The sequence below is a fragment of the Pseudomonas sp. HMSC065H01 genome (assembly GCF_001815235.1).
Taxonomy (GTDB): Bacteria; Pseudomonadota; Gammaproteobacteria; order Pseudomonadales; family Pseudomonadaceae; genus Pseudomonas; species Pseudomonas aeruginosa.
Genome location: NZ_KV819906.1, coordinates 200,865 through 220,681, shown reverse-complemented (window position 1 = coordinate 220,681; position 19,817 = coordinate 200,865). Strand labels below are relative to the sequence as shown.

General features: G+C 68.2%; 14 protein-coding genes. 9 read left to right on the top strand and 5 right to left on the bottom strand.

All coding sequences use genetic code 11. The annotated features are described in order from the left end of the window. Nucleotides 1–182: 182 nt before the first annotated feature. Nucleotides 183–2,174: a DEAD/DEAH box helicase gene (locus tag HMPREF3014_RS21185; RefSeq protein WP_073647892.1), complete on the top strand. Its 1,992-nt coding sequence runs from the start codon at nucleotides 183–185 to the stop codon at nucleotides 2,172–2,174. Between the two features lie 13 nt (nucleotides 2,175–2,187). Here the strand turns inward: HMPREF3014_RS21185 and HMPREF3014_RS21180 are convergent, their stop codons facing one another. After that, nucleotides 2,188–2,838: a class I SAM-dependent methyltransferase gene (locus HMPREF3014_RS21180; protein ID WP_003118644.1), complete on the bottom strand. Its 651-nt coding sequence runs from the start codon at nucleotides 2,836–2,838 to the stop codon at nucleotides 2,188–2,190. 117 nt (nucleotides 2,839–2,955) lie between these two features. Here HMPREF3014_RS21180 and HMPREF3014_RS21175 point away from each other — a divergent pair, with 117 nt between their 5' ends. The 6 genes from HMPREF3014_RS21175 to prpD all read left to right on the top strand — a co-directional run bounded on the left by HMPREF3014_RS21175 (nucleotide 2,956) and on the right by prpD (nucleotide 11,466). Beyond that, nucleotides 2,956–3,678: a GntR family transcriptional regulator gene (locus tag HMPREF3014_RS21175; RefSeq protein ID WP_003085635.1), complete on the top strand. Its 723-nt coding sequence runs from the start codon at nucleotides 2,956–2,958 to the stop codon at nucleotides 3,676–3,678. 10 nt (nucleotides 3,679–3,688) lie between these two features. After that, nucleotides 3,689–4,585 (top strand): methylisocitrate lyase, encoded by an 897-nt coding sequence (prpB, locus tag HMPREF3014_RS21170; RefSeq protein WP_003103044.1) that lies wholly within the window; start codon nucleotides 3,689–3,691, stop codon nucleotides 4,583–4,585. A 92-nt stretch (nucleotides 4,586–4,677) separates the two neighbouring features. Beyond that, nucleotides 4,678–5,805 carry a bifunctional 2-methylcitrate synthase/citrate synthase gene (gene prpC, locus HMPREF3014_RS21165; RefSeq protein ID WP_003103050.1) on the top strand — a complete coding sequence of 376 codons (1,128 nt, stop codon included), beginning with the start codon at nucleotides 4,678–4,680 and terminating at the stop codon, nucleotides 5,803–5,805. Between the two features lie 130 nt (nucleotides 5,806–5,935). After that, nucleotides 5,936–8,542: a Fe/S-dependent 2-methylisocitrate dehydratase AcnD gene (gene acnD / locus HMPREF3014_RS21160; protein WP_003085627.1), complete on the top strand. Its 2,607-nt coding sequence runs from the start codon at nucleotides 5,936–5,938 to the stop codon at nucleotides 8,540–8,542. Nucleotides 8,543–8,660: 118 nt separating this feature from the next. Next, nucleotides 8,661–9,848 (top strand): 2-methylaconitate cis-trans isomerase PrpF, encoded by a 1,188-nt coding sequence (gene prpF / locus HMPREF3014_RS21155; RefSeq protein ID WP_003103056.1) that lies wholly within the window; start codon nucleotides 8,661–8,663, stop codon nucleotides 9,846–9,848. A gap of 133 nt (nucleotides 9,849–9,981) precedes the next feature. After that, on the top strand, nucleotides 9,982–11,466 hold the full coding sequence (prpD, locus tag HMPREF3014_RS21150; protein WP_009875981.1) for a 2-methylcitrate dehydratase: 1,485 nt from the start codon (nucleotides 9,982–9,984) through the stop codon (nucleotides 11,464–11,466). Here the strand turns inward: prpD and HMPREF3014_RS21145 are convergent. Further along, on the bottom strand, nucleotides 11,444–12,232 hold the full coding sequence (locus HMPREF3014_RS21145) for an AraC family transcriptional regulator (protein WP_009875980.1): 789 nt from the start codon (nucleotides 12,230–12,232) through the stop codon (nucleotides 11,444–11,446). The genes prpD and HMPREF3014_RS21145 overlap by 23 nt on opposite strands. Nucleotides 12,233–12,338: 106 nt before the next feature. Here HMPREF3014_RS21145 and HMPREF3014_RS21140 point away from each other — a divergent pair, with 106 nt between their 5' ends. Then, nucleotides 12,339–13,154 carry a sulfite exporter TauE/SafE family protein gene (locus HMPREF3014_RS21140; protein ID WP_003085615.1) on the top strand — a complete coding sequence of 272 codons (816 nt, stop codon included), beginning with the start codon at nucleotides 12,339–12,341 and terminating at the stop codon, nucleotides 13,152–13,154. Nucleotides 13,155–13,279: 125 nt separating this feature from the next. Here HMPREF3014_RS21140 and HMPREF3014_RS21135 read toward each other — a convergent pair whose 3' ends face one another. Both HMPREF3014_RS21135 and HMPREF3014_RS21130 read right to left on the bottom strand, forming a co-directional pair. Further along, on the bottom strand, nucleotides 13,280–14,695 hold the full coding sequence (locus tag HMPREF3014_RS21135) for an amino acid permease (protein ID WP_009875979.1): 1,416 nt from the start codon (nucleotides 14,693–14,695) through the stop codon (nucleotides 13,280–13,282). Between the two features lie 412 nt (nucleotides 14,696–15,107). After that, the gene (locus tag HMPREF3014_RS21130; protein ID WP_009875978.1) at nucleotides 15,108–15,317 is read right to left on the bottom strand and encodes a hypothetical protein; all 210 of its coding nucleotides are present in this window, start codon (nucleotides 15,315–15,317) and stop codon (nucleotides 15,108–15,110) included. 154 nt (nucleotides 15,318–15,471) lie between these two features. Between HMPREF3014_RS21130 and HMPREF3014_RS21125 the strand changes: the two genes are divergently transcribed. Beyond that, on the top strand, nucleotides 15,472–18,597 hold the full coding sequence (locus HMPREF3014_RS21125; protein ID WP_003123023.1) for a transglycosylase domain-containing protein: 3,126 nt from the start codon (nucleotides 15,472–15,474) through the stop codon (nucleotides 18,595–18,597). A gap of 4 nt (nucleotides 18,598–18,601) precedes the next feature. On the opposite strand, the gene HMPREF3014_RS21120 is transcribed toward HMPREF3014_RS21125, so the two are convergent. Further along, the gene (locus HMPREF3014_RS21120; RefSeq protein WP_023087762.1) at nucleotides 18,602–19,765 is read right to left on the bottom strand and encodes an AAA family ATPase; all 1,164 of its coding nucleotides are present in this window, start codon (nucleotides 19,763–19,765) and stop codon (nucleotides 18,602–18,604) included. Nucleotides 19,766–19,817: the final 52 nt, after the last annotated feature.

Below are 19,817 nucleotides of genomic sequence, written 5' to 3'. Positions count from 1 at the left end.
CGCTGGCCTTCATCTATGCCGGCGAGGCGGTTTCCGGGCGTCCCGGCAGCGAGCCACGGGAGGCCCAGCGGCGTATCGAACGGCGTCCGGCGCACGAGCAGGAATACCGCGAGACCCTGCGCCGCCTCGGCTTCAAGCCGGCGACCCGGCGCAGCGACGCGCTCGAGGAGAGCGCCGGCGAGATGTTCGAACTGCCCGGCGACAACGCCTGGCTGCACTTCATGCAGGACGACCTGCCGCGCCTGCGCCAGCAAGGCTGGTTCATCGACATCCGCGCCGACTTCGCCTACGACCTGACGCCCATCGACGCCTGGTACGCCGAGGTCGAGGAAGCCGACGACCGCCAGTGGTTCGAGCTGGAACTGGGCATCCAGGTCGCCGGCCAGCGGGTCAGCCTGCTGCCGGCGCTGACCGAACTGATCCGCCGCAGTCCGGCCCTGCTCGATCCGCGCGCCCTCGCCCGGCACGCCGACGAAGAGCAACTGGTGCTGCGCCTGGAACTCAACCCGCCGCTGCGCGTGGCGCTGCCCTTCGGCCGCCTGAAGCCGGTGCTGGCGGCGCTTTCCGACTTCTACCTGGGCGACCCCGAACCGCAGCGCAAGCTGCGCCTGGGCGCACCGGACGCGGCGCGCCTGGCCGATCTCGACGAGTTGCCGCTGGCCTGGGAAGGCGGCGACAACCTGCGCGACTTCGCCCGCCGCCTACGCAGTTTCCAGGCTCGTCCGGCGACCCCGCCGCAAGGCCTGCGCGCCGAACTGCGGCCCTACCAGCTCGAAGGCCTGAGCTGGATGCAGACCCTGCGCGAACTCGACAGCGGCGGCGTGCTGGCCGACGACATGGGGCTGGGCAAGACCTTGCAGTCGCTGGCCCACGTGCTCCTGGAAAAGCAGGCCGGGCGGCTCGACACGCCGGCGCTGGTGGTGATGCCCACCAGCCTGATCCCCAACTGGCTGGACGAGGCCGAGCGCTTCGCCCCCGATCTGCGCGTGCTGGCCCTGCACGGCGCCGGCCGGCGCCGCGACTTCGCCCGCATCGACGAGCACGACCTGGTGCTGACCACCTATGCCCTGCTGCCACGCGACGCCGCCGAGCTGGGCAAGCGGCGGTTCCACCTGCTGATCCTCGACGAGGCGCAGAACATCAAGAACGCCACCACCAAGGCCGCCGTCGCCGCCCGCGAGCTGGCGGCACGGCATCGCCTGTGCCTGACCGGCACGCCGCTGGAGAACCACCTCGGCGAACTCTGGTCGCTGTTCCATTTCCTGATGCCCGGCTGGCTCGGCGACGCCCGCCAGTTCGCCCAGGACTACCGCACGCCGATCGAGAAGCACGGCGACGAGGCACGCCTCAGTCACCTGGCCGCGCGCCTGCGGCCGTTCCTGCTGCGACGGACCAAGGAACAGGTGGCCTCGGAACTGCCGCCGAAGAGCGAGTTCACCCAGTTCGTCGAACTCAGCGAGGCGCAACGCGAACTCTACGAGACCGTGCGCCTGGCGCTGGACCGCAAGGTCCGCGAGGAGATCGCCCGGCGCGGCCTGGCGCGCAGCCGCATCGTGATCCTCGAGGCGCTGCTCAAGCTGCGCCAGGTCTGCTGCGACACGCGCCTGCTGCAACGCCAGGAAGACGGCGCGCGCAGCGGCCGGGCGCTCAGCTCGGGCAAGCTGGCCTACCTGCTCGACATGCTCGACGAACTGATCGCCGAGGGTCGCCGGGTCCTGCTGTTCTCGCAGTTCACCTCGATGCTCGCGCTGATCGAGGACGCCCTGCGCCAGCGCGGCGTCGACTACGTCCTGCTGACCGGCGAGACCCGCGACCGCCGCGCCCCGGTACAGCGCTTCCAGAGCGGCAAGGTGCCGGTGTTCCTGATCAGCTTGAAGGCAGGCGGGGTCGGCCTCAACCTGACCGCGGCGGACACCGTGATCCACTACGATCCCTGGTGGAACCCGGCAGTGGAGAACCAGGCCAGCGACCGCGCCTACCGCATCGGCCAGGACAAGCCGGTGTTCGTCTACCGGCTGATCGCCCGCGGCACGGTGGAAGAGAAGATCCAGCACCTGCAGCAGGAAAAGGCCGCCCTCGCCGACGGCCTGTTCAGCGAAGGCAACGGCGACGGCTGGAAGCTCGACGAGGCCGATATCGACGCGCTGTTCGCGCCCTTGCCCAACGCGCTCTGAGGGCCGCCCGGATTCAGCGCGCGACGCCGCGGTAGACGTAGGTCATCGGCCGCGGCCCGGGCAGGTAGCCCTGTTCCAGCTCGTCGATGCGAAAGCCGGCCTCGCGCAGCAAGGCCGGCATGTCGCGGTCCAGGTGGCAACCGCCGGCCAGCGGTTTCCACCAGGGCGTCAGGCGCCGTTGCCAGGCCAGCACCGAGGCGTCCGGCGCGCGCCCATGCTCGCAGAACAGCAATTCGCCGCCACGCTTCAGCACCCGACGCATCTCGCCCAGCGCCGGCAGCGGCGCGGCGATGGAGCAAAGGGTGAAAGTGCAGACGATGGTGTCGAAGCTTTCCGCCTCGGCGCGGATCTCGCCAAGCTCGAGGGCGACCATTTCCACCGGGATGCCGATTTGCGCCGCGCGCTCGCGGGCCAGCGCCTGCATTTGCGCGGCCGGGTCGACGCCGACGATCGCCGACACCTTCGCCGCGTCGTAGAAGCCCAGGTTGAGCCCGGTGCCCAGACCGATCTCCAGCACCCGCCCATGGGCGCGCGGCACCAGCAGCGAACGCTGCTTCATCACGTCGCCCATGCCGCAGGCGAAGTCGATCAGGCGCGGCAACACGTAACGGTCATAGATGCCCACGAAACTCTCTCCTGGCACAGCGGCTGGAGGGGAAAGCATAGACCAGCGATGCATTAGACGATTGTCGACAATCAAGCGACGAATGATTGACCCCACGCAATCCAGGCGGTAGCTTTCGCAAACATTGTCGACACATCGACCCGAACAGCCAGTACCATGACCCAGAACCCGCCCCCTCTCGAGATTGCCCATGACGACGGCGAGACCTTGTCGGAACACGTCTTCCGCAAGATCCAGAGCGCCATCGTCAGCGGCGAGATCGCGCCGGGCAGCAAGATCTCCGAGCCGGAGCTGGCGCGCACCTACGGCATCAGCCGCGGCCCGCTGCGCGAGGCGATCCACCGCCTGGAAGGCCTGCGCCTGCTGGTGCGGGTGCCGCATGTCGGGGCGCGGGTGGTGTCGCTGAGCCACGCCGAGCTGATCGAGCTCTACGAGATCCGCGAGTCCCTGGAAGGCATGGCCTGCCGACTGGCCGCCGAGCGCATGAGCCAGGCCGAGATCGACGAGTTGCGCCGGGTGCTCGACACCCACGAGCGCGACGAGGCGTTCCAGGCCGGGCGCGGCTATTACCAGCAGGAAGGCGACTACGACTTCCACTACCGGATCATCCAGGGCAGCGGCAACGCCACTCTCACCCGCATGCTCTGCGGCGAGCTCTACCAACTGGTGCGGATGTACCGCATCCAGTACTCGACCACGCCGAACCGGCCGCGCCAGGCCTTCGCCGAACACCACCGCATTCTCGACGCCATCGCCGACCGTGACGGCGAACTGGCCGAGCTGCTGATGCGCCGCCACATCAGTGCGTCGCGCCGCAATATCGAGCGCCAGCTGGAACCCCAGCCGGCGAAGCTCGCCTCCGCTTCCTCCACCGTCTAAGAGGTCCGTGATGAGCCAGACGTCCCTTACCCCCGGCCAGCGCTTCCGCGAAGCCGTGGCCACCGAACACCCGCTGCAGGTGGTCGGCACCATCAACGCCAACCACGCCCTGCTGGCCAAGCGCGCCGGCTTCAAGGCCATCTACCTGTCCGGCGGCGGCGTCGCCGCCGGTTCCCTGGGCCTGCCGGACCTGGGTATCAGCGGCCTCGACGACGTGCTCACCGACGTGCGCCGGATCACCGACGTCTGCGACCTGCCGCTGCTGGTGGACGTCGACACCGGCTTCGGCTCCTCGGCGTTCAACGTCGCCCGCACGGTGAAGTCGATGATCAAGTTCGGCGCCGCCGCGATGCATATCGAGGACCAGGTCGGCGCCAAGCGCTGCGGCCATAGGCCGAACAAGGAGATCGTCTCGCAGCAGGAGATGGTCGACCGCATCAAGGCCGCCGTCGATGCCCGCAGCGACGACTCCTTCGTGATCATGGCGCGCACCGACGCGCTGGCCGTGGAAGGCCTGCAGGCCGCCATCGACCGCGCCTGCGCCTGTGTCGAGGCCGGTGCCGACATGATCTTCCCGGAAGCCATGACCGAACTGGCCATGTACAAGGAATTCGCCGCCGCGGTGAAGGTGCCGGTGCTGGCCAACATCACCGAGTTCGGCGCCACCCCGCTGTTCACCACCGACGAACTGGCCTCCGCCGACGTGTCCCTGGTGCTCTACCCGCTGTCGGCCTTCCGCGCCATGAACAAGGCGGCGGAGAACGTCTACACCGCGATCCGTCGCGACGGCACCCAGAAGAATGTGATCGATACCATGCAGACCCGCATGGAGCTGTACGATCGCATCGATTACCACAGCTTCGAGCAGAAGCTCGACGCGCTCTTCGCGCAGAAGAAGAACGCCTGAACATCGAGCCCGGCGTGCGCCTGAGCGCCGGTCCGCGAACCCCGTGAAACCGAGTTGCAGCATCCAGAAAAAGTTCAAGAAAGGAGAGAGCAATGGCTGAAGCAAAAGTACTGAGTGGCGCCGGCCTGCGTGGCCAGGTGGCCGGTCAGACAGCCCTGTCCACCGTCGGCCAGGAAGGCGCCGGCCTGACCTACCGTGGCTACGACGTCCGCGACCTGGCGGCGGCGGCGATCTTCGAGGAAGTCGCCTACCTGCTGCTCTACGGCGAACTGCCGAACAAGCAACAGCTCGACGCCTACCTGAAGAAGCTCCAGGGCCAGCGCGACCTGCCGCAGGCGCTGAAGGAAGTTCTCGAACGGATTCCCAAGGACGCCCACCCGATGGACGTGATGCGCACTGGCGCCTCGGTCCTCGGCACCCTGGAACCGGAGCTGAGCTTCGACCAGCAGCGCGACGTCGCCGACCGCCTGCTCGCCGCCTTCCCGGCGATCATGACCTACTGGTACCGCTTCACCCACGAAGGCCAGCGCATCGACTGCAACAGCGACGAGCCGACCATCGGCGGGCACTTCCTCGCCCTGCTCCACGGCAAGAAGCCCAGCGAGCTGCACGTGAAGGTGATGAACGTCTCGCTGATCCTCTACGCCGAGCATGAGTTCAACGCATCCACCTTCACCGCGCGGGTTTGCGCCTCGACCCTGTCCGACCTCTACTCCTGCGTCACCGGCGCCATCGGCTCGCTGCGCGGCCCGCTGCACGGCGGCGCCAACGAGGCGGCGATGGAACTGATCGAACGCTTCTCTTCGCCGCAGGAAGCCACCGCCGAGCTGCTGAAGATGCTCGAGCGCAAGGACAAGATCATGGGCTTCGGGCATGCCATCTACAAGGATTCCGACCCACGCAACGAAGTGATCAAGGGTTGGTCGAAGCAGCTCGCCGACGAGGTCGGCGACAAGGTCCTGTTCGCGGTTTCCGAGGCCATCGACAAGACCATGTGGGAGCAGAAGAAGCTGTTCCCCAACGCCGACTTCTACCACGCCTCGGCGTATCACTTCATGGGCATCCCGACCAAGCTGTTCACGCCGATCTTCGTCTGCTCGCGGACCAGCGGCTGGACCGCCCACGTCTTCGAACAGCGCGCCAACAACCGCATCATCCGCCCGAGCGCCGAGTACACCGGCGTCGAGCAGCGCGCGTTCGTGCCGCTGGAGCAACGCTGATCCATGCCGTCCGGCGCGCCGAACGCGAGCGCGCCGGACGGTTGCCGCACCCAGAATTCGAAAGGCCGGCGTGGGCTGCGCCACGGCGCGAGCGACACGCTTCCGAACACCCCGTGATTGAGTCCGAGCCATGAACAGCGCACACCGCAAACCGCTCCCCGGCACCCGCCTGGACTACTTCGACGCCCGCGAGGCGGTCGAGGCGATCCAGCCCGGCGCCTACGCCAAGCTGCCCTATACCTCCCGCGTGCTCGCCGAAAACCTGGTGCGCCGCTGCGACCCGGCGACCCTGGAGGCTTCGCTGCGCCAACTGGTCGAGCGCAAGCGCGACCTCGACTTCCCCTGGTACCCGGCGCGGGTGGTCTGCCATGACATCCTCGGGCAGACCGCGCTGGTCGACCTCGCCGGCCTGCGCGACGCCATCGCCGACAAGGGCGGCGACCCGGCCCAGGTCAACCCGGTGGTGCCGGTGCAACTGATCGTCGACCACTCGCTGGCGGTGGAATGCGGCGGCTACGACCCCGAGGCCTTCGCCAAGAACCGCGCCATCGAGGACCGCCGCAACGAGGACCGCTTCCACTTCATCGACTGGACCAAGCAGGCCTTCCGCAACGTCGACGTGATCCCGCCGGGCAACGGCATCATGCACCAGATCAACCTGGAGAAAATGTCGCCGGTGATCCAGGCGCGCGACGGCGTGGCCTTCCCCGATACCTGCGTGGGCACCGACAGCCATACCCCGCACGTCGACGCCCTGGGCGTGATCGCCATCGGCGTCGGCGGCCTGGAAGCGGAAAACGTGATGCTCGGCCGCGCCTCCTGGATGCGCCTGCCGGACATCGTCGGCGTCGAGCTGAGCGGCCGTCGCCAGCCGGGCATCACCGCCACCGACGTGGTGCTGGCCCTGACCGAGTTCCTGCGCAAGCAGAAGGTGGTCGGCGCCTACCTGGAGTTCTACGGCGAAGGCGCCTCCAGCCTGACCCTCGGCGACCGCGCGACCATCTCCAACATGGCTCCGGAATACGGCGCCACCGCGGCGATGTTCGCCATCGACCAGCAGACCATCGACTACCTGCGCCTCACCGGCCGCGACGACGAGCAGGTCGCCCTGGTGGAGGCCTATGCGCGCACCGCCGGACTCTGGGCCGACAGCCTGGTCGACGCCGAGTACGAGCGGGTACTGAAGTTCGACCTGTCCAGCGTGGTGCGCAACATGGCCGGCCCGTCCAATCCGCACGCCAGGGTCGCCACCAGCGAACTGGCGGCGAAAGGCATCGCCGGCAACCTCGAGCGGGCCCGCGCCGAGGAAGCCGAGGGCCTGATGCCGGACGGCGCGGTGATCATCGCCGCGATCACCAGTTGCACCAACACCAGCAACCCGCGCAACGTGATCGCCGCCGGCCTGCTGGCGCGCAACGCCGACCGCCTCGGCCTGGTCCGCAAGCCATGGGTGAAGACCTCGCTGGCACCCGGCTCCAAGGTGGTCACCGAATACCTGCGCGAAGCCGGCCTGCTGCCGCACCTGGAAGCCCTCGGCTTCGGCGTGGTGGCCTACGCCTGTACGTCTTGCAACGGCATGTCCGGCGCCCTCGACCCGGCGATCCAGCAGGAGATCGTCGAGCGCGACCTGTACGCCACCGCGGTGCTCTCCGGCAACCGCAACTTCGACGGGCGCATCCACCCCTACGCCAAGCAGGCCTTCCTCGCCTCGCCGCCGCTGGTGGTGGCCTACGCCATCGCCGGGACCATCCGCTTCGACATCGAGCGCGACGTGCTCGGCGTGGTGGACGGCAAGGAGATCCGCCTGAAGGACCTCTGGCCGAGCGACGAGGAGATCGACGCGGTGGTCAGGGCGGCGGTGAAGCCCGAGCAGTTCCGCCAGGTCTACATCCCGATGTTCGACATCACCCACGGCGAGCGCGAGAAGGTCGACCCGCTCTACGCCTGGCGCCCGACGAGCACTTACATCCGCCGCCCGCCGTACTGGGAAGGCGCCCTCGCCGGCGAACGCACCCTGCGCGGCATGCGCCCGCTGGCGGTGCTGCCGGACAACATCACCACCGACCACCTGTCGCCGTCCAACGCGATCCTCGCCGACAGCGCGGCGGGCGAATACCTGGCGAAAATGGGCCTGCCCGAGGAGGACTTCAACTCCTACGCCACCCACCGCGGCGACCACCTCACCGCACAACGCGCGACCTTCGCCAACCCGAAGCTGTTCAACGAGATGGTGCGCAACGCCGACGGCAGCGTGAAGCAGGGTTCGCTGGCGCGGGTCGAGCCGGAAGGCAAGGTGATGCGCATGTGGGAAGCCATCGAGACCTACATGGAGCGCAAGCAGCCGCTGATCATCGTCGCCGGCGCCGACTACGGGCAGGGTTCTTCGCGCGACTGGGCAGCCAAGGGCGTGCGCCTGGCCGGGGTGGAGGCGATCGTCGCCGAGGGCTTCGAGCGCATCCACCGCACCAACCTGATCGGCATGGGCGTGCTGCCGCTGGAGTTCAAGCCGGGTACCACCCGCCTGACCCTGGGGATCGACGGCAGCGAGACCTTCGACGTGCTCGGCGCTCGCCGGCCGCGCGCCGACCTGACCCTGGTCATCCACCGGCGCGACGGGGAGCGGCTCGAAGTGCCGGTGACCTGCCGCCTGGACAGCGACGAGGAAGTCTCCATCTACGAAGCCGGCGGCGTACTGCAACGCTTCGCCCAGGACTTCCTGGAGGCGGCCGGCGCCTGATGGCGCCGGCGAAACACCCTGGTAGGACGGACGACGCGTAGCGTCATCCGCCGACGACCGGCAGCGGCTGTCGAACGCAGCCGCTGCCCCTGAATTCGATTGCCGAGGACGACGACGCATGGCCCACCCACCCCAGATCCGCATCCCCGCCACCTACCTGCGCGGCGGCACCAGCAAGGGCGTGTTCTTCCGCCTGGAAGACCTGCCGGAATCCTGCCGGGTCCCCGGCGAGGCGCGCGATCGGCTGTTCATGCGGGTGATCGGCAGCCCCGACCCCTATGCCGCGCACATCGACGGGATGGGCGGCGCCACCTCCAGCACCAGCAAGTGCGTGATCCTCTCGAAGAGCAGCCAGCCGGGCCATGACGTCGACTACCTCTACGGCCAGGTCTCCATCGACAAGCCCTTCGTCGACTGGAGCGGCAACTGCGGCAATCTCTCCACCGGGGCCGGCGCCTTCGCCCTGCACGCCGGGCTGGTGGATCCGGCGCGGATACCGGAAGACGGCATCTGCGAGGTGCGCATCTGGCAGGCCAATATCGGCAAGACCATCATCGCCCACGTGCCGGTGAGCGGCGGCCAAGTCCAGGAAACCGGCGACTTCGAGCTGGACGGAGTGACCTTCCCGGCGGCCGAGATCGTGCTGGAGTTCCTCGACCCGTCCGACGACGGCGAGGACGGCGGCGCCATGTTCCCCACCGGCAACCTGGTGGACGATCTGGAGGTGCCGGGGGTCGGTACCTTCAAGGCGACCATGATCAACGCCGGGATTCCCACGGTGTTCGTCAATGCCGAGGAGATCGGCTACCGCGGCACCGAGCTGCGCGAAGAGATCAACGGAGACCCGCAGCAACTGGCGCGCTTCGAACGGATCCGCGTCGCCGGCGCCCTGCGCATGGGCCTGATCAAGACCCCCGAGGAAGCCGCGACCCGCCAGCACACGCCGAAGATCGCCTTCGTCGCCCCGCCCCGCGACTACCGCACCGCCAGCGGCAAGCTGGTGGCGGCCGGCGATATCGACCTGCTGGTCCGCGCGCTGTCCATGGGCAAGCTGCACCACGCGATGATGGGTACCGCGGCGGTGGCCATCGGCACCGCCGCAGCCATTCCCGGCACCCTGGTGAACCTCGCCGCCGGCGGCGGCGAACGCAGCGCGGTACGCTTCGGCCATCCCTCCGGCACCCTGCGAGTGGGCGCCGAGGCCAGCCAGGCGAACGGCGAATGGACGGTGACCAAGGCGATCATGAGCCGCAGCGCGCGAATCCTCATGGAAGGCTGGGTGCGCGTACCCGGCGACGCCTTCTGAACCGACCTATCCTTGCCCCGGCCTTCCGCCACCGCGAAAGGCCGGGGCGTCTTGCAGCCACGACAAGAAAAACCATCCCCGAACCAGCCTGACCGAGAGGAAACCCACCACTTACGAACCACTGGAGTACGCGATGAGTGCCAACGTCGATCTCAACCAACGTCCCGACTACGACGCCGTCCTGCAGGACATCGCCGACTACGTGCTGGACTACCGCATCGATTCCACGGAGGCCCTGGACACCGCCCGCAACTGCCTGATGGATACCCTCGGCTGCGGCCTGCTGGCGCTGCGCTTCCCGGAATGCACCAAGCACCTCGGCCCGCTGGTCGAGGGCACCCTGGTCCCGCACGGCGCGCGGGTGCCGGGCACCTCCTTCCGGCTCGACCCGGTCAAGGCCGCCTGGGACATCGGCTGCATCGTCCGCTGGCTGGACTACAACGACACCTGGCTGGCCGCCGAGTGGGGCCATCCCTCGGACAACCTCGGCGGCATCCTCGCCGTCGCCGACCACCTCTCGCAGAAACGCCTGGCCAACGGCGAAGCGCCGCTGAGCATGCGCCAGGTACTGGAAGCGATGATCATGGCCCACGAGATCCAGGGCGTGATCGCCCTGGAGAACTCGTTCAATCGCGTCGGCCTCGACCATGTGCTGCTGGTCAAGGTCGCGTCCACCGCCGTCTGCGCCAAGCTGATGGGGGCCGACCGCGAGCAACTGCTGGCCGCCCTCTCCCACGCCTTCGTCGACGGCCAGGCCCTGCGCACCTACCGTCACGCACCGAACGCCGGCTCGCGCAAGTCCTGGGCCGCTGGCGACGCGACGAGCCGCGGCGTGCGCCTGGCGGACATCGCCTTGCGCGGCGAGATGGGCATCCCCGGCGTGCTCAGCGCGCCGCAGTGGGGTTTCTACGATGTCCTGTTCAGCCACACCAGCAAGGACCTGGCGACCAAGCCCGAGGACAAGCGGCGCTTCAGCTTCCCCCAGGGCTACGGCAGCTACGTGATGGAAAACGTGCTGTTCAAGATCAGCTTCCCCGCCGAATTCCACGCGCAGACCGCCGCCGAGGCCGCCGTGCGCCTGCATCCGCTGGTGAAGGACCGCCTGCAACGGATCAGCCGCATCGTCATCACCACCCACGAGTCGGCGATCCGCATCATTTCCAAGGTCGGCCCGCTGGCCAACCCCGCAGACCGCGACCATTGCCTGCAGTACATGACCGCCGTGCCGCTGATCTTCGGCGACCTGGTGGCCGAGCACTACGAGGACGCCTTCCACGCCGCCCACCCGCTGATCGACCGCTTGCGCGAGAAAATGGAGATCGTCGAGGAGCCGCGCTACAGCCGTGAATACCTGGAGGCGGACCAGCGCTCCATCGCCAACGCCGTGGAAGTGTTCTTCGACGACGGCAGCAGCACCGGCCAGGTCGCCGTGGAGTACCCGCTCGGCCATCGCCGCCGGCGCGCCGAGGGCATTCCGCTGCTGCAGGAGAAGTTCAAGGCCAACCTGGCCACGCGCTTCCCGCCGCAGCGCTGCCAGAGGATCTTCGACCTGTGCAGCCACCAGGCGTCACTGGAAGCCACGCCGGTGAACCGCTTCATGGACCTCCTGGCGATCTGAGCGCGCCCGCCTGGAAGGCGCTGGGCGGCTGGCCGAGGACCCGGCGGAACATGGTCGAGAAGGCTGCCGGGCTCTGGTAGCCGCAGTCCAGGGCGATGGCGGTGACCGTTTCGCCGCCGGCCAGCCGCGCCAGTGCCTGCACCACGCAGGCGCGTTGCTTCCAGGCCCCGAAGCTGAGGCCGGTGTAGCGACGGAAGGTGCGGTTGAAACTGCGCAGGCTGGTATGCAGCAGCCCGGCCCAGCGCTCGGCGCTGGCGCGGATGTCGGGCTCGACGAGGAACGCCTCGCAAAGCGCCAGCCAGCGCGGCTCGGGCGGCAAGGGCACGTGCAGCGGCAGCGTCTCGGCCGCCGCCAGCTCATGGAGCAACAGCGTCGCCAGCGCGCCGTCACGACCTTCGGTGTCGTATTCCAGGGGCATGTCCACCGCCGCCAGCAACAGTTGCCGCAGCAACGGCGACACCGCCAGCACCTGGCAGTGCGCCGGCATCGCCGTGGCGCTGCCGGGCTCGATGTACAGGCTGCGGGTGCTCACCCCGAGCATTCGCACCTCGTGCTCGACGCCCGGCGGAATCCACACCGCGCGCTGTGGCGGCACCACCCAGCCGGCGTCGCCGGTACGCACCTGCATCACTCCGCTGGCACCGTACAGCAATTGCGCGCGACGGTGCCGATGGCGCGGCAGCAGGTAGCCGTCGGGATAGTCGGTACCCATGGCCACCACGGCCCGGGGCGTGGCGTCGTACTGCTCGATGGAAGCGTTGCGCATGGTCGAAGCACCTGGCCGAAACACGAATAGTATTGGCCAACCTCGCGAAGCGGGCCAATCCCGGGACACCTAAGCTGGCCTTCCGCTCTCGTTCCGGAAACCCGCCATGTTCTATCTCCTGCTCTTTCTCTGCGGCTGCCTCACCGGGGTCAGCGCCGTGTTGTTCGGCTTTGGCGGCGGCTTCGTGGTGGTGCCGCTGCTCTATCACCTGCTGCAACTCGGTCGCGCCGCCGACGACCCGCTGGCCCAGGCGGCCATGCAGGTCGCGGTGGCCACCTCGACCTGCGTGATGATCGTCAACGCCGCCCTCGCCACCTATCGCCACCGGCGCGCCGGCAGCCTGCTGCGCGCCTATGTCTGGCCGCTGGGCGCGTACATCGGTGTCGGCGCGGTGCTCGGCGCGGCGCTGGTCGGCCTGGCCAGCGGCGACTTCATCCGCCTGGCCTTCGTCGCCTACCTCGCCATCACCATCCTCGACTGCCTGTTGCGCCGCGGCTTCCTCAGCCGTGCCGAGGAGCGCCAGGCGCGGCCGCTGGGTGTCGGCGAGACGCGCCTGGGCGGAACGCTGATCGGTGCGATCGCCACCTTCCTCGGCGTCGGAGGCAGCGTGATGACCGTACCGCTGCTGCGTCGCTGCGGGCTGAGCATGACCCAGGCGACCTCCATGGCCAACCCGCTGAGCCTGCCGGTGGCTCTTGGCGGCACCCTTACCTACCTGGTCCTGGCCGGCTACCAGGAGCAAGGCCTGGGCCGAGGCTTCGTCGGCTACATCGACCTGCTGGCCTTCGCCACCCTGGCCGGCGGCGGCTGGCTCGGCATCCGCCTGGCGACCCCGCTGATCGGGCGGATTCCCGATGCGCTGCATGCACGGGTGTACGTCGGCCTGCTGGCGGCGGTGATGCTGAGCATGCTGGCGGGCTGATGCCCCAGCCTGGGTAGGGCGAATAACGCCAACGGCGTTATCCGCCGGATGCACCGGACCGGATATCGGCGCAACGAAAAAAGGGCCTCGTCCGAGGCCCCTTTTCTTTTCCGGCGCTACACCGCTCAGGACGCCGCGCGGCTTACCGAGCCGGTGCCGGCAGGATCCTTCGGCGCCAGGTTGAAGGCGTAGTACAGGACGGTCAGCAGCAGGATGAACGGCGGGCCGATGTAGAGGGCGATGCGGGTGTCCTCGAAGAAGGCCATCAGCACCACCACCATCACCAGGAACGCCAGCGCCAGGTAGGAACTGACCGGGTACAGCCACATGCGGTATTGCAGCTTGTCGCACTCGGCCGGGCTGAGCGTCTTGCGGAAGCGCAACTGGGCCAGCAGGATCATCGCCCAGGTCCAGATCGCGCCGAAGGTGGCGATGGAAGTCACCCAGACGAATACCTTCTCCGGCACCAGGTAGTTCAGCAACACGCCCAGCAGCAGCGCCAGGATCGACAGGATCAGCGCCCGGCGCGGTACGCCGCTGCGCGAGGCCTTGCCGAAGAAGGCCGGGGCCTGGCGATGCTGGGCCAGGCTGTAGAGCATGCGCCCGGTACTGAAGATGCCGCCATTGCAGGACGACAGTGCGGCGGTGATCACCACGAAGTTGATGATCCCGGCGGCGGTCTTGATGCCCATGCGCTCGAAGGTCATCACGAAGGGGCTGCCCTGGGTGCCGATCTCGTTCCACGGATAGAGCGACATGATCACGAACAGCGAGCCGACATAGAACAGCAGGATGCGCCAGAACACCGAGTTGATCGCGCTGGGAATGGTCTTCGTCGGGTTACGCGCTTCGCCGGCGGTGAGGCCGATCATTTCCACCCCGAGGTAGGCGAACATCACCATCTGCAGCGACATCAGCACGCCCTGGATGCCATTGGGCATGAAGCCGCCGTGGGCCCAGAGGTTGGAGATGCCGGTGGCGATGCCGTCGTTGCCGAAGCCGAAGGCGATCATGCCGATGCCGACCACCACCATCGCCAGGATGGTGACGATCTTGATCAGGGCGAACCAGAACTCGAACTCGCCGAAGGCACGCACCGCGATGAGGTTGATCGTGCCCATGCTCGCCAGGGCCGCCAGGGCCCAGATCCAGCGCGGCACGTCGGGGAACCAGATACCCATGTAGACGGCGACGGCGGTGATTTCGGCGACACAGGTCACCAGCCAGAGGAACCAGTAGTTCCAGCCGGTGATGAAGCCCGCCAGCGGGCCCAGGTAGTCCTTGGCGTACTGGCTGAAGGAACCGGCCACCGGATTGTGTACCGCCATCTCGCCGAGGGCGCGCATGATCACCAGGATCGCCAGGCCGCCGAGGATGTAGGAGATCATGATGGCCGGGCCGGCCATCTGGATGGCCTTCGCCGAGCCCAGGAACAGGCCGACGCCGATACAGGCGCCGAGCGCCATCAGGCGGATGTGTCGCTCACCGAGCTCGCGCTTCAGGGAGCCGTCTTGAACCTTCTGTTCGCCGACAGACGACATGGGAACAACCTCATTTTGTTATTGAGATAGATCAGTTGCGGACTCGCTCGTGCGGTCGGGGTAGGGAAGCGGATTTCGCCAACGGCGCGGCCCCTGCGCGATACCGCACAGCGGGCGACGACGGGGCGTCATAGGTTCCAGGACTGCACACCGGAAGAGGCTGTCCGCTCTCGTGGAGCGAACGTGGGCATTGCGGGAGTCGACTACAACTGAGGTCGGGCCGGAGTTTTACACAAGATTTCAAGGCCGTCATGCCCCGCGATGGGGCAACTGGACCAAAGGCGTAAGGACCGCCAACGCTGAATGGATTCACTCCCTGGGCCGCGCGCGCAGCAGCAGGGACAGCGGCCGGCCGAGCCGGGAGTGGACGGTTTCGCGCTGGCCTTGCAGGCGCCAGCTGCGCTGCATGGGGTCAGCGCAGGGGTTCGCGGCAGCGGAGATCGCGGTAGGGGCCGTCGAGCCTGACCCAGCCGTCTCCCGGCGAGGTCTGCATGCAGGCGACCTGGCCGTCGAGCTTGCTCTGCCATTTGTAGAAGGGCGCCGGCGCGGCCTGCGCCGCGAGGCCGGAGAAACCCGCCAGGACGACACCGACGAGAAGGGGAAAAAGTGTGCGCATCGACATTCCGGACCCGAAACACAAGGAACTTAGACAGACACTCTAACCCCTGCGCCACGCCGCTCCAATCCTCGGTCGTCCGATTGCCACCGGGGAGATTTTCCTTGCACGAATGACAGCAGGGTTGCAGCGGGACAACTAGACTTCCCCCCAGGTGCGGATGAATTGCGCAGCTACAGGCGGTGCGAGCATGGGTGCATCAGAACGATCCACGAACGACCCTTCCGAGCTGCAACCCTGCAGTCTCCCTGCCTCCGCTTCTCCTCGAAAAAGCCGTCTCCGCCAACGCCTGATGCTGATCGGCTTCGCCTTGCCGATCCTCGCCGCGGTGGGCATCGTGGTACTTCACGAAGCGCACACCTCGCGGCTGCAGGCACGCGAGCTGGCACGCTATGCCGCGACCCTGGACTACGAGGTGCGCCAGGGTCCCAGCGAGGCCATCCTGTTCCCGGCGGACGGCCCCTTCGACCGCCGCCTCGGCTACCAGTTGCTGCCTTCGTTCATGCAGCGCCTGTACGACCGCGACTACGCCATCACCCGCCAGGCGCACTTCTCCCCGGCACTGATGCGCTACGCCGAACACCGGCTGTTCCCGCCCTACGCGGAAAAGGCCCAGGCCGGGCTGGACATCGCCGATTGCCGCGGCGTGCCGATCTACGACTTCCGCTATCCGCAACGGCGCTACGCGAACTTCGCCAGCCTGCCGCCGCTGGTGGTGCAGAGCCTGCTGTTCATCGAGAACCGCGACCTGCTCGATCACGAACGCCCCTACCTCAACCCGGCGGTGGACTGGGGTCGCTTCACCCAGGCGGCGCTGTCGCAGGTCGGCAAGATGCTCGGCTTCAGCGCGCACTCCTCCGGCGGCAGCACCCTGGCGACCCAGATCGAGAAATACCGCCACTCTGCCGAAGGGCGCACCGGCAGCATCGGCGACAAGCTGCGGCAGATGCTCTCGGCCAGCGTACGCAGCTATCGCGAAGGCCCGGCCAACTTCGCTGCGCGCCAGGACATCGTGCTCACCTACCTCAACTCGGTGCCACTGTCGGCGGCGCCGGGCTACGGCGAGGTCACCGGCCTGGCCGATGGCCTGTGGGTCTGGTACGGCGCCGACTACCGGCAGGTCGGCGAGGCACTCGACGGCAAGGCCGGACTCGCCGCCCAGGGCCTGGCCCTGCGCCAGGTGCTGGCGCTGATGATCGCCCACCGCCGGCCTTCCTTCTATCTGGCGCCGCGCGGCCGCGACGAGCTGGACCGGATGACCGACAGCCACCTGCGGGTCCTGACCCAGGCCGGCGTCATCGAGGCGCCGTTACGCGATGCGGCGCTGGCGCAGAAGCTGGCGTTCCGCGACCCACGCAGCCAGCCGACGGTGCAACCGCTGCCGACCAACAAGGGCGTGACCCTGGCTCGCACCCGCCTGGCCGGGATGCTCGGCGTGCCACTGTACGACCTCGACCGTCTCGACCTGCGGGCCAATACCACCCTCCAGCACGAGTTGCAGGAAAGCGTCACCGCCTACTTGCAGAAACTCGCCGACCCGGACTACGCCGCCCAGCTCGGGCTGATCGGCGAACGCCTGCTGACCCCGACCTCGACCCGCTCGGTACGCTACAGCTTCACCCTGTTCGAACGTACGCCGAGCGGCAACCAGGTGCGGGTGCAGACCGACAACACCGACCAGCCCTTCGACATCAACGAAGGCAGCAAGCTGGAGTTGGGCTCCACCGCCAAGCTACGGGTGCTGGCCAGCTACCTGGAGACCGTCGCGCAGATCCACCGCGACTATGGCGGCATGAGCGTCGCCGAGCTGCGCAAGGTGGAAGTGGAGCCGCTCGATTTCATCCTCCGCTGGGGCATCGACTACCTGGTCGCCAGCCGCGACCGCGATCTTTCCGCGATGCTCCAGGCGGCCATGGAACGGCGCTATTCGGCCAGCCCCTACGAGAGCTTCTTCACCGGCGGCGGGCTGCACACCTTCAACAACTTCCGCAAGGAAGACAACGGCCGCCGGCCGATGCTGCTGGAAGCCCTGCGCGAATCGATCAACCTGCCCTTCGTGCGCCTGCTGCGCGACCTGATCCGCCACGACATCTACCAGAACGCCGGGAGCAAGGTGCAATTGCTGGCCGACGACAAGGACCCGCGCCGCGCCGACTACCTCGACCGTTTCGTCGACAAGGAAAGCCAGGTCTACCTGCGCCGCTTCTGGGTCAAGTACCGCGACAAGGACGCCAACCAGCGCCTGGAGACCTTCCTCGACGGCCTGCGTCCCTGGCCGGTGCGGCTGGCTGCGATCCATCGCTACCTGCAGCCACAGGCCGACCTGGCGAGCTTCAGCGCCTTCCTCCGCGAACGCCTGCCCCGCGGCAGCCTGACCGACAAGCGCGCCGCCGAGCTGTACGAGCGCTACGGCCCGGGCAAGTTCAACCTCAACGACCAGGGCTACGTCGCCCGCGTGCACCCGCTGGAGCTATGGCTGCTCGGCTATCTGCAGAAGCAGCCGCAGGCGACCTTCGGCGAGGCGGTGGCGGCCAGCGGCGCCGAGCGCAAGGAGGTCTACGGCTGGCTGTTCAAGTCGCGGCACAAGAACGCCCGCGACAAGCGCATCCGCATCCTGCTGGAGGTGGAGGCCTTCCTCGACCTGCACCAGCAATGGAAGAAACTCGGCTATCCCTTCGATCACCTGGTGCCCTCCTACGCCACCGCCCTGGGCAGCTCCGGCGACCGCCCGGCGGCGCTGGCCGAACTGATGGGGATCATCGTCAACGATGGCGTGCGCATGCCGACCCTGCGCCTGGAGCACCTCGACTTCGCCCTGGGTACGCCCTACGAGACGCGCTTCGCCCCGGAAGCCACCCTCGGCCAGCGGGTGATGACCTCGGAGGTCGCCACCACCCTGCGCAACGCGCTGTCCCAGGTGGTCGACGCCGGCACCGCGCGGCGCCTGCAAGGCACCTTCAGCCGTCCGGACGGCGCGCCACTGGTGATGGGCGGCAAGACCGGCACCGGCGACAACCGCCTGCAGACCTTCAGCGCCGGCGGCCACGTGCGCAGTTCGAAGGCACTGAACCGCACCGCCACTTTCGTCTTCTACATCGGCCCGCGGCACTTCGGTACCCTCACCGCCTACGTCGACGGCAGCGAGTCGAGCCAGTTCAAGTTCACCTCAGCCCTGCCGGTGCAGGTACTCAAGGGCATGGCACCGCTCCTCAGGGACTACCTCGACCCACGCACCGCCACCCGCTGCCAGGTACCGTTGTCGCCGCAACAGATCGGCCGCCTGTAGCGGTTCAGCGCACCGGCCAGTACCAGGCCGGCCGGTCCAGCTCGCGCAGCCCCTGGATGCGGGTCTCGCCGAAGTCCTTCTCCAGCCCCAGCGAATGGCATTCCGGGTGCTCTTCGAGCGTCGCGACAAGCCGCGCGGCGTGCGACACCACCAGCACCTGGGAGTGCTGCGCGGCCTGGCCGACCAGGCGCCCGAGGGCCGGCAGCAGGTCGGGATGCAGGCTGGTTTCCGGTTCGTTGAGCACCAGCAGCGCCGGCGGCCGTGGCGACAACAGGGCGGCGATCCACAGCAGGTAGCGCAGGGTGCCGTCCGACAGCTCCGCGGTGCGCAGCGGCCGCAGCAGGCCGGGCTGCTCGATCAGCACTTCGAAGCGCCCTCCCGGGTTGTCGATGTGCAGGCGGCTGCCGGGAAAGGCATCGTCCACCGCCTCGTCCAGCGCCGCCGCATCACCGATCTCGCGGATGGTCTGCAGGGCCGCGGCCAGGTCGGCGCCGTCGGCGCCCAGCACCGGCGTATGGGTGCCGATCTGCGGCCGCCGCGCCGGTGCCTCGGCGTCGCTGCGGAAATGGTCGTAGAAGCGCCAGGAGCGGATCCGCTCGCGCAGGCCGAGCAGTTCCGGCACCTGTCGCGGGTCCACCGCCGCGCCCAGCATGCTGTCGAAGGTGGCGAGGTGCTGCGCCGCCACTTCCCAGCGACCGCCGCCGCCGCGTGCGCGCAACAACGGCCCGCGACGGTCGACGAGGACATTGGCCGGGCGCAGGAACGGGCCGGCCCAGATGCATTCGCGCTTGATCACCGGGTCGAGACCGAACTTGCTCTGGCTTGGCTCCGGCAGGCCGAGGTCGATGCAATAACCGAAATCCTCCCCGGCGAAGCCCAGGCGCAGGTTCACCGACTGCCGGCGCACGCTGCCTTCGATCGGCTGGGCGCCACTGCGCGTGGCCCGGCTGATGTCCTCCGGTCCTGCCCACAGGGTCGATGGCAGGCCGCCCTCGCGCGCCAGCGACGGGATCACTTCGCCGCGCGCGCTGTCCGCCAGCAGGCGCAAGGCCCGGTAGACGTTGGACTTGCCGGCGCCGTTGGCGCCGGTGATCAGGTTCAGGCGCCGCAGCGGCATCACCAGGTCGCGCAGGATGCGGTAGTTGGACACCGCCAGGGTGGTCAGCATGGCTGCTCTCGAAGGAACGGAAACGCGGCCGATTGTAGGCCAAATGCCGCAT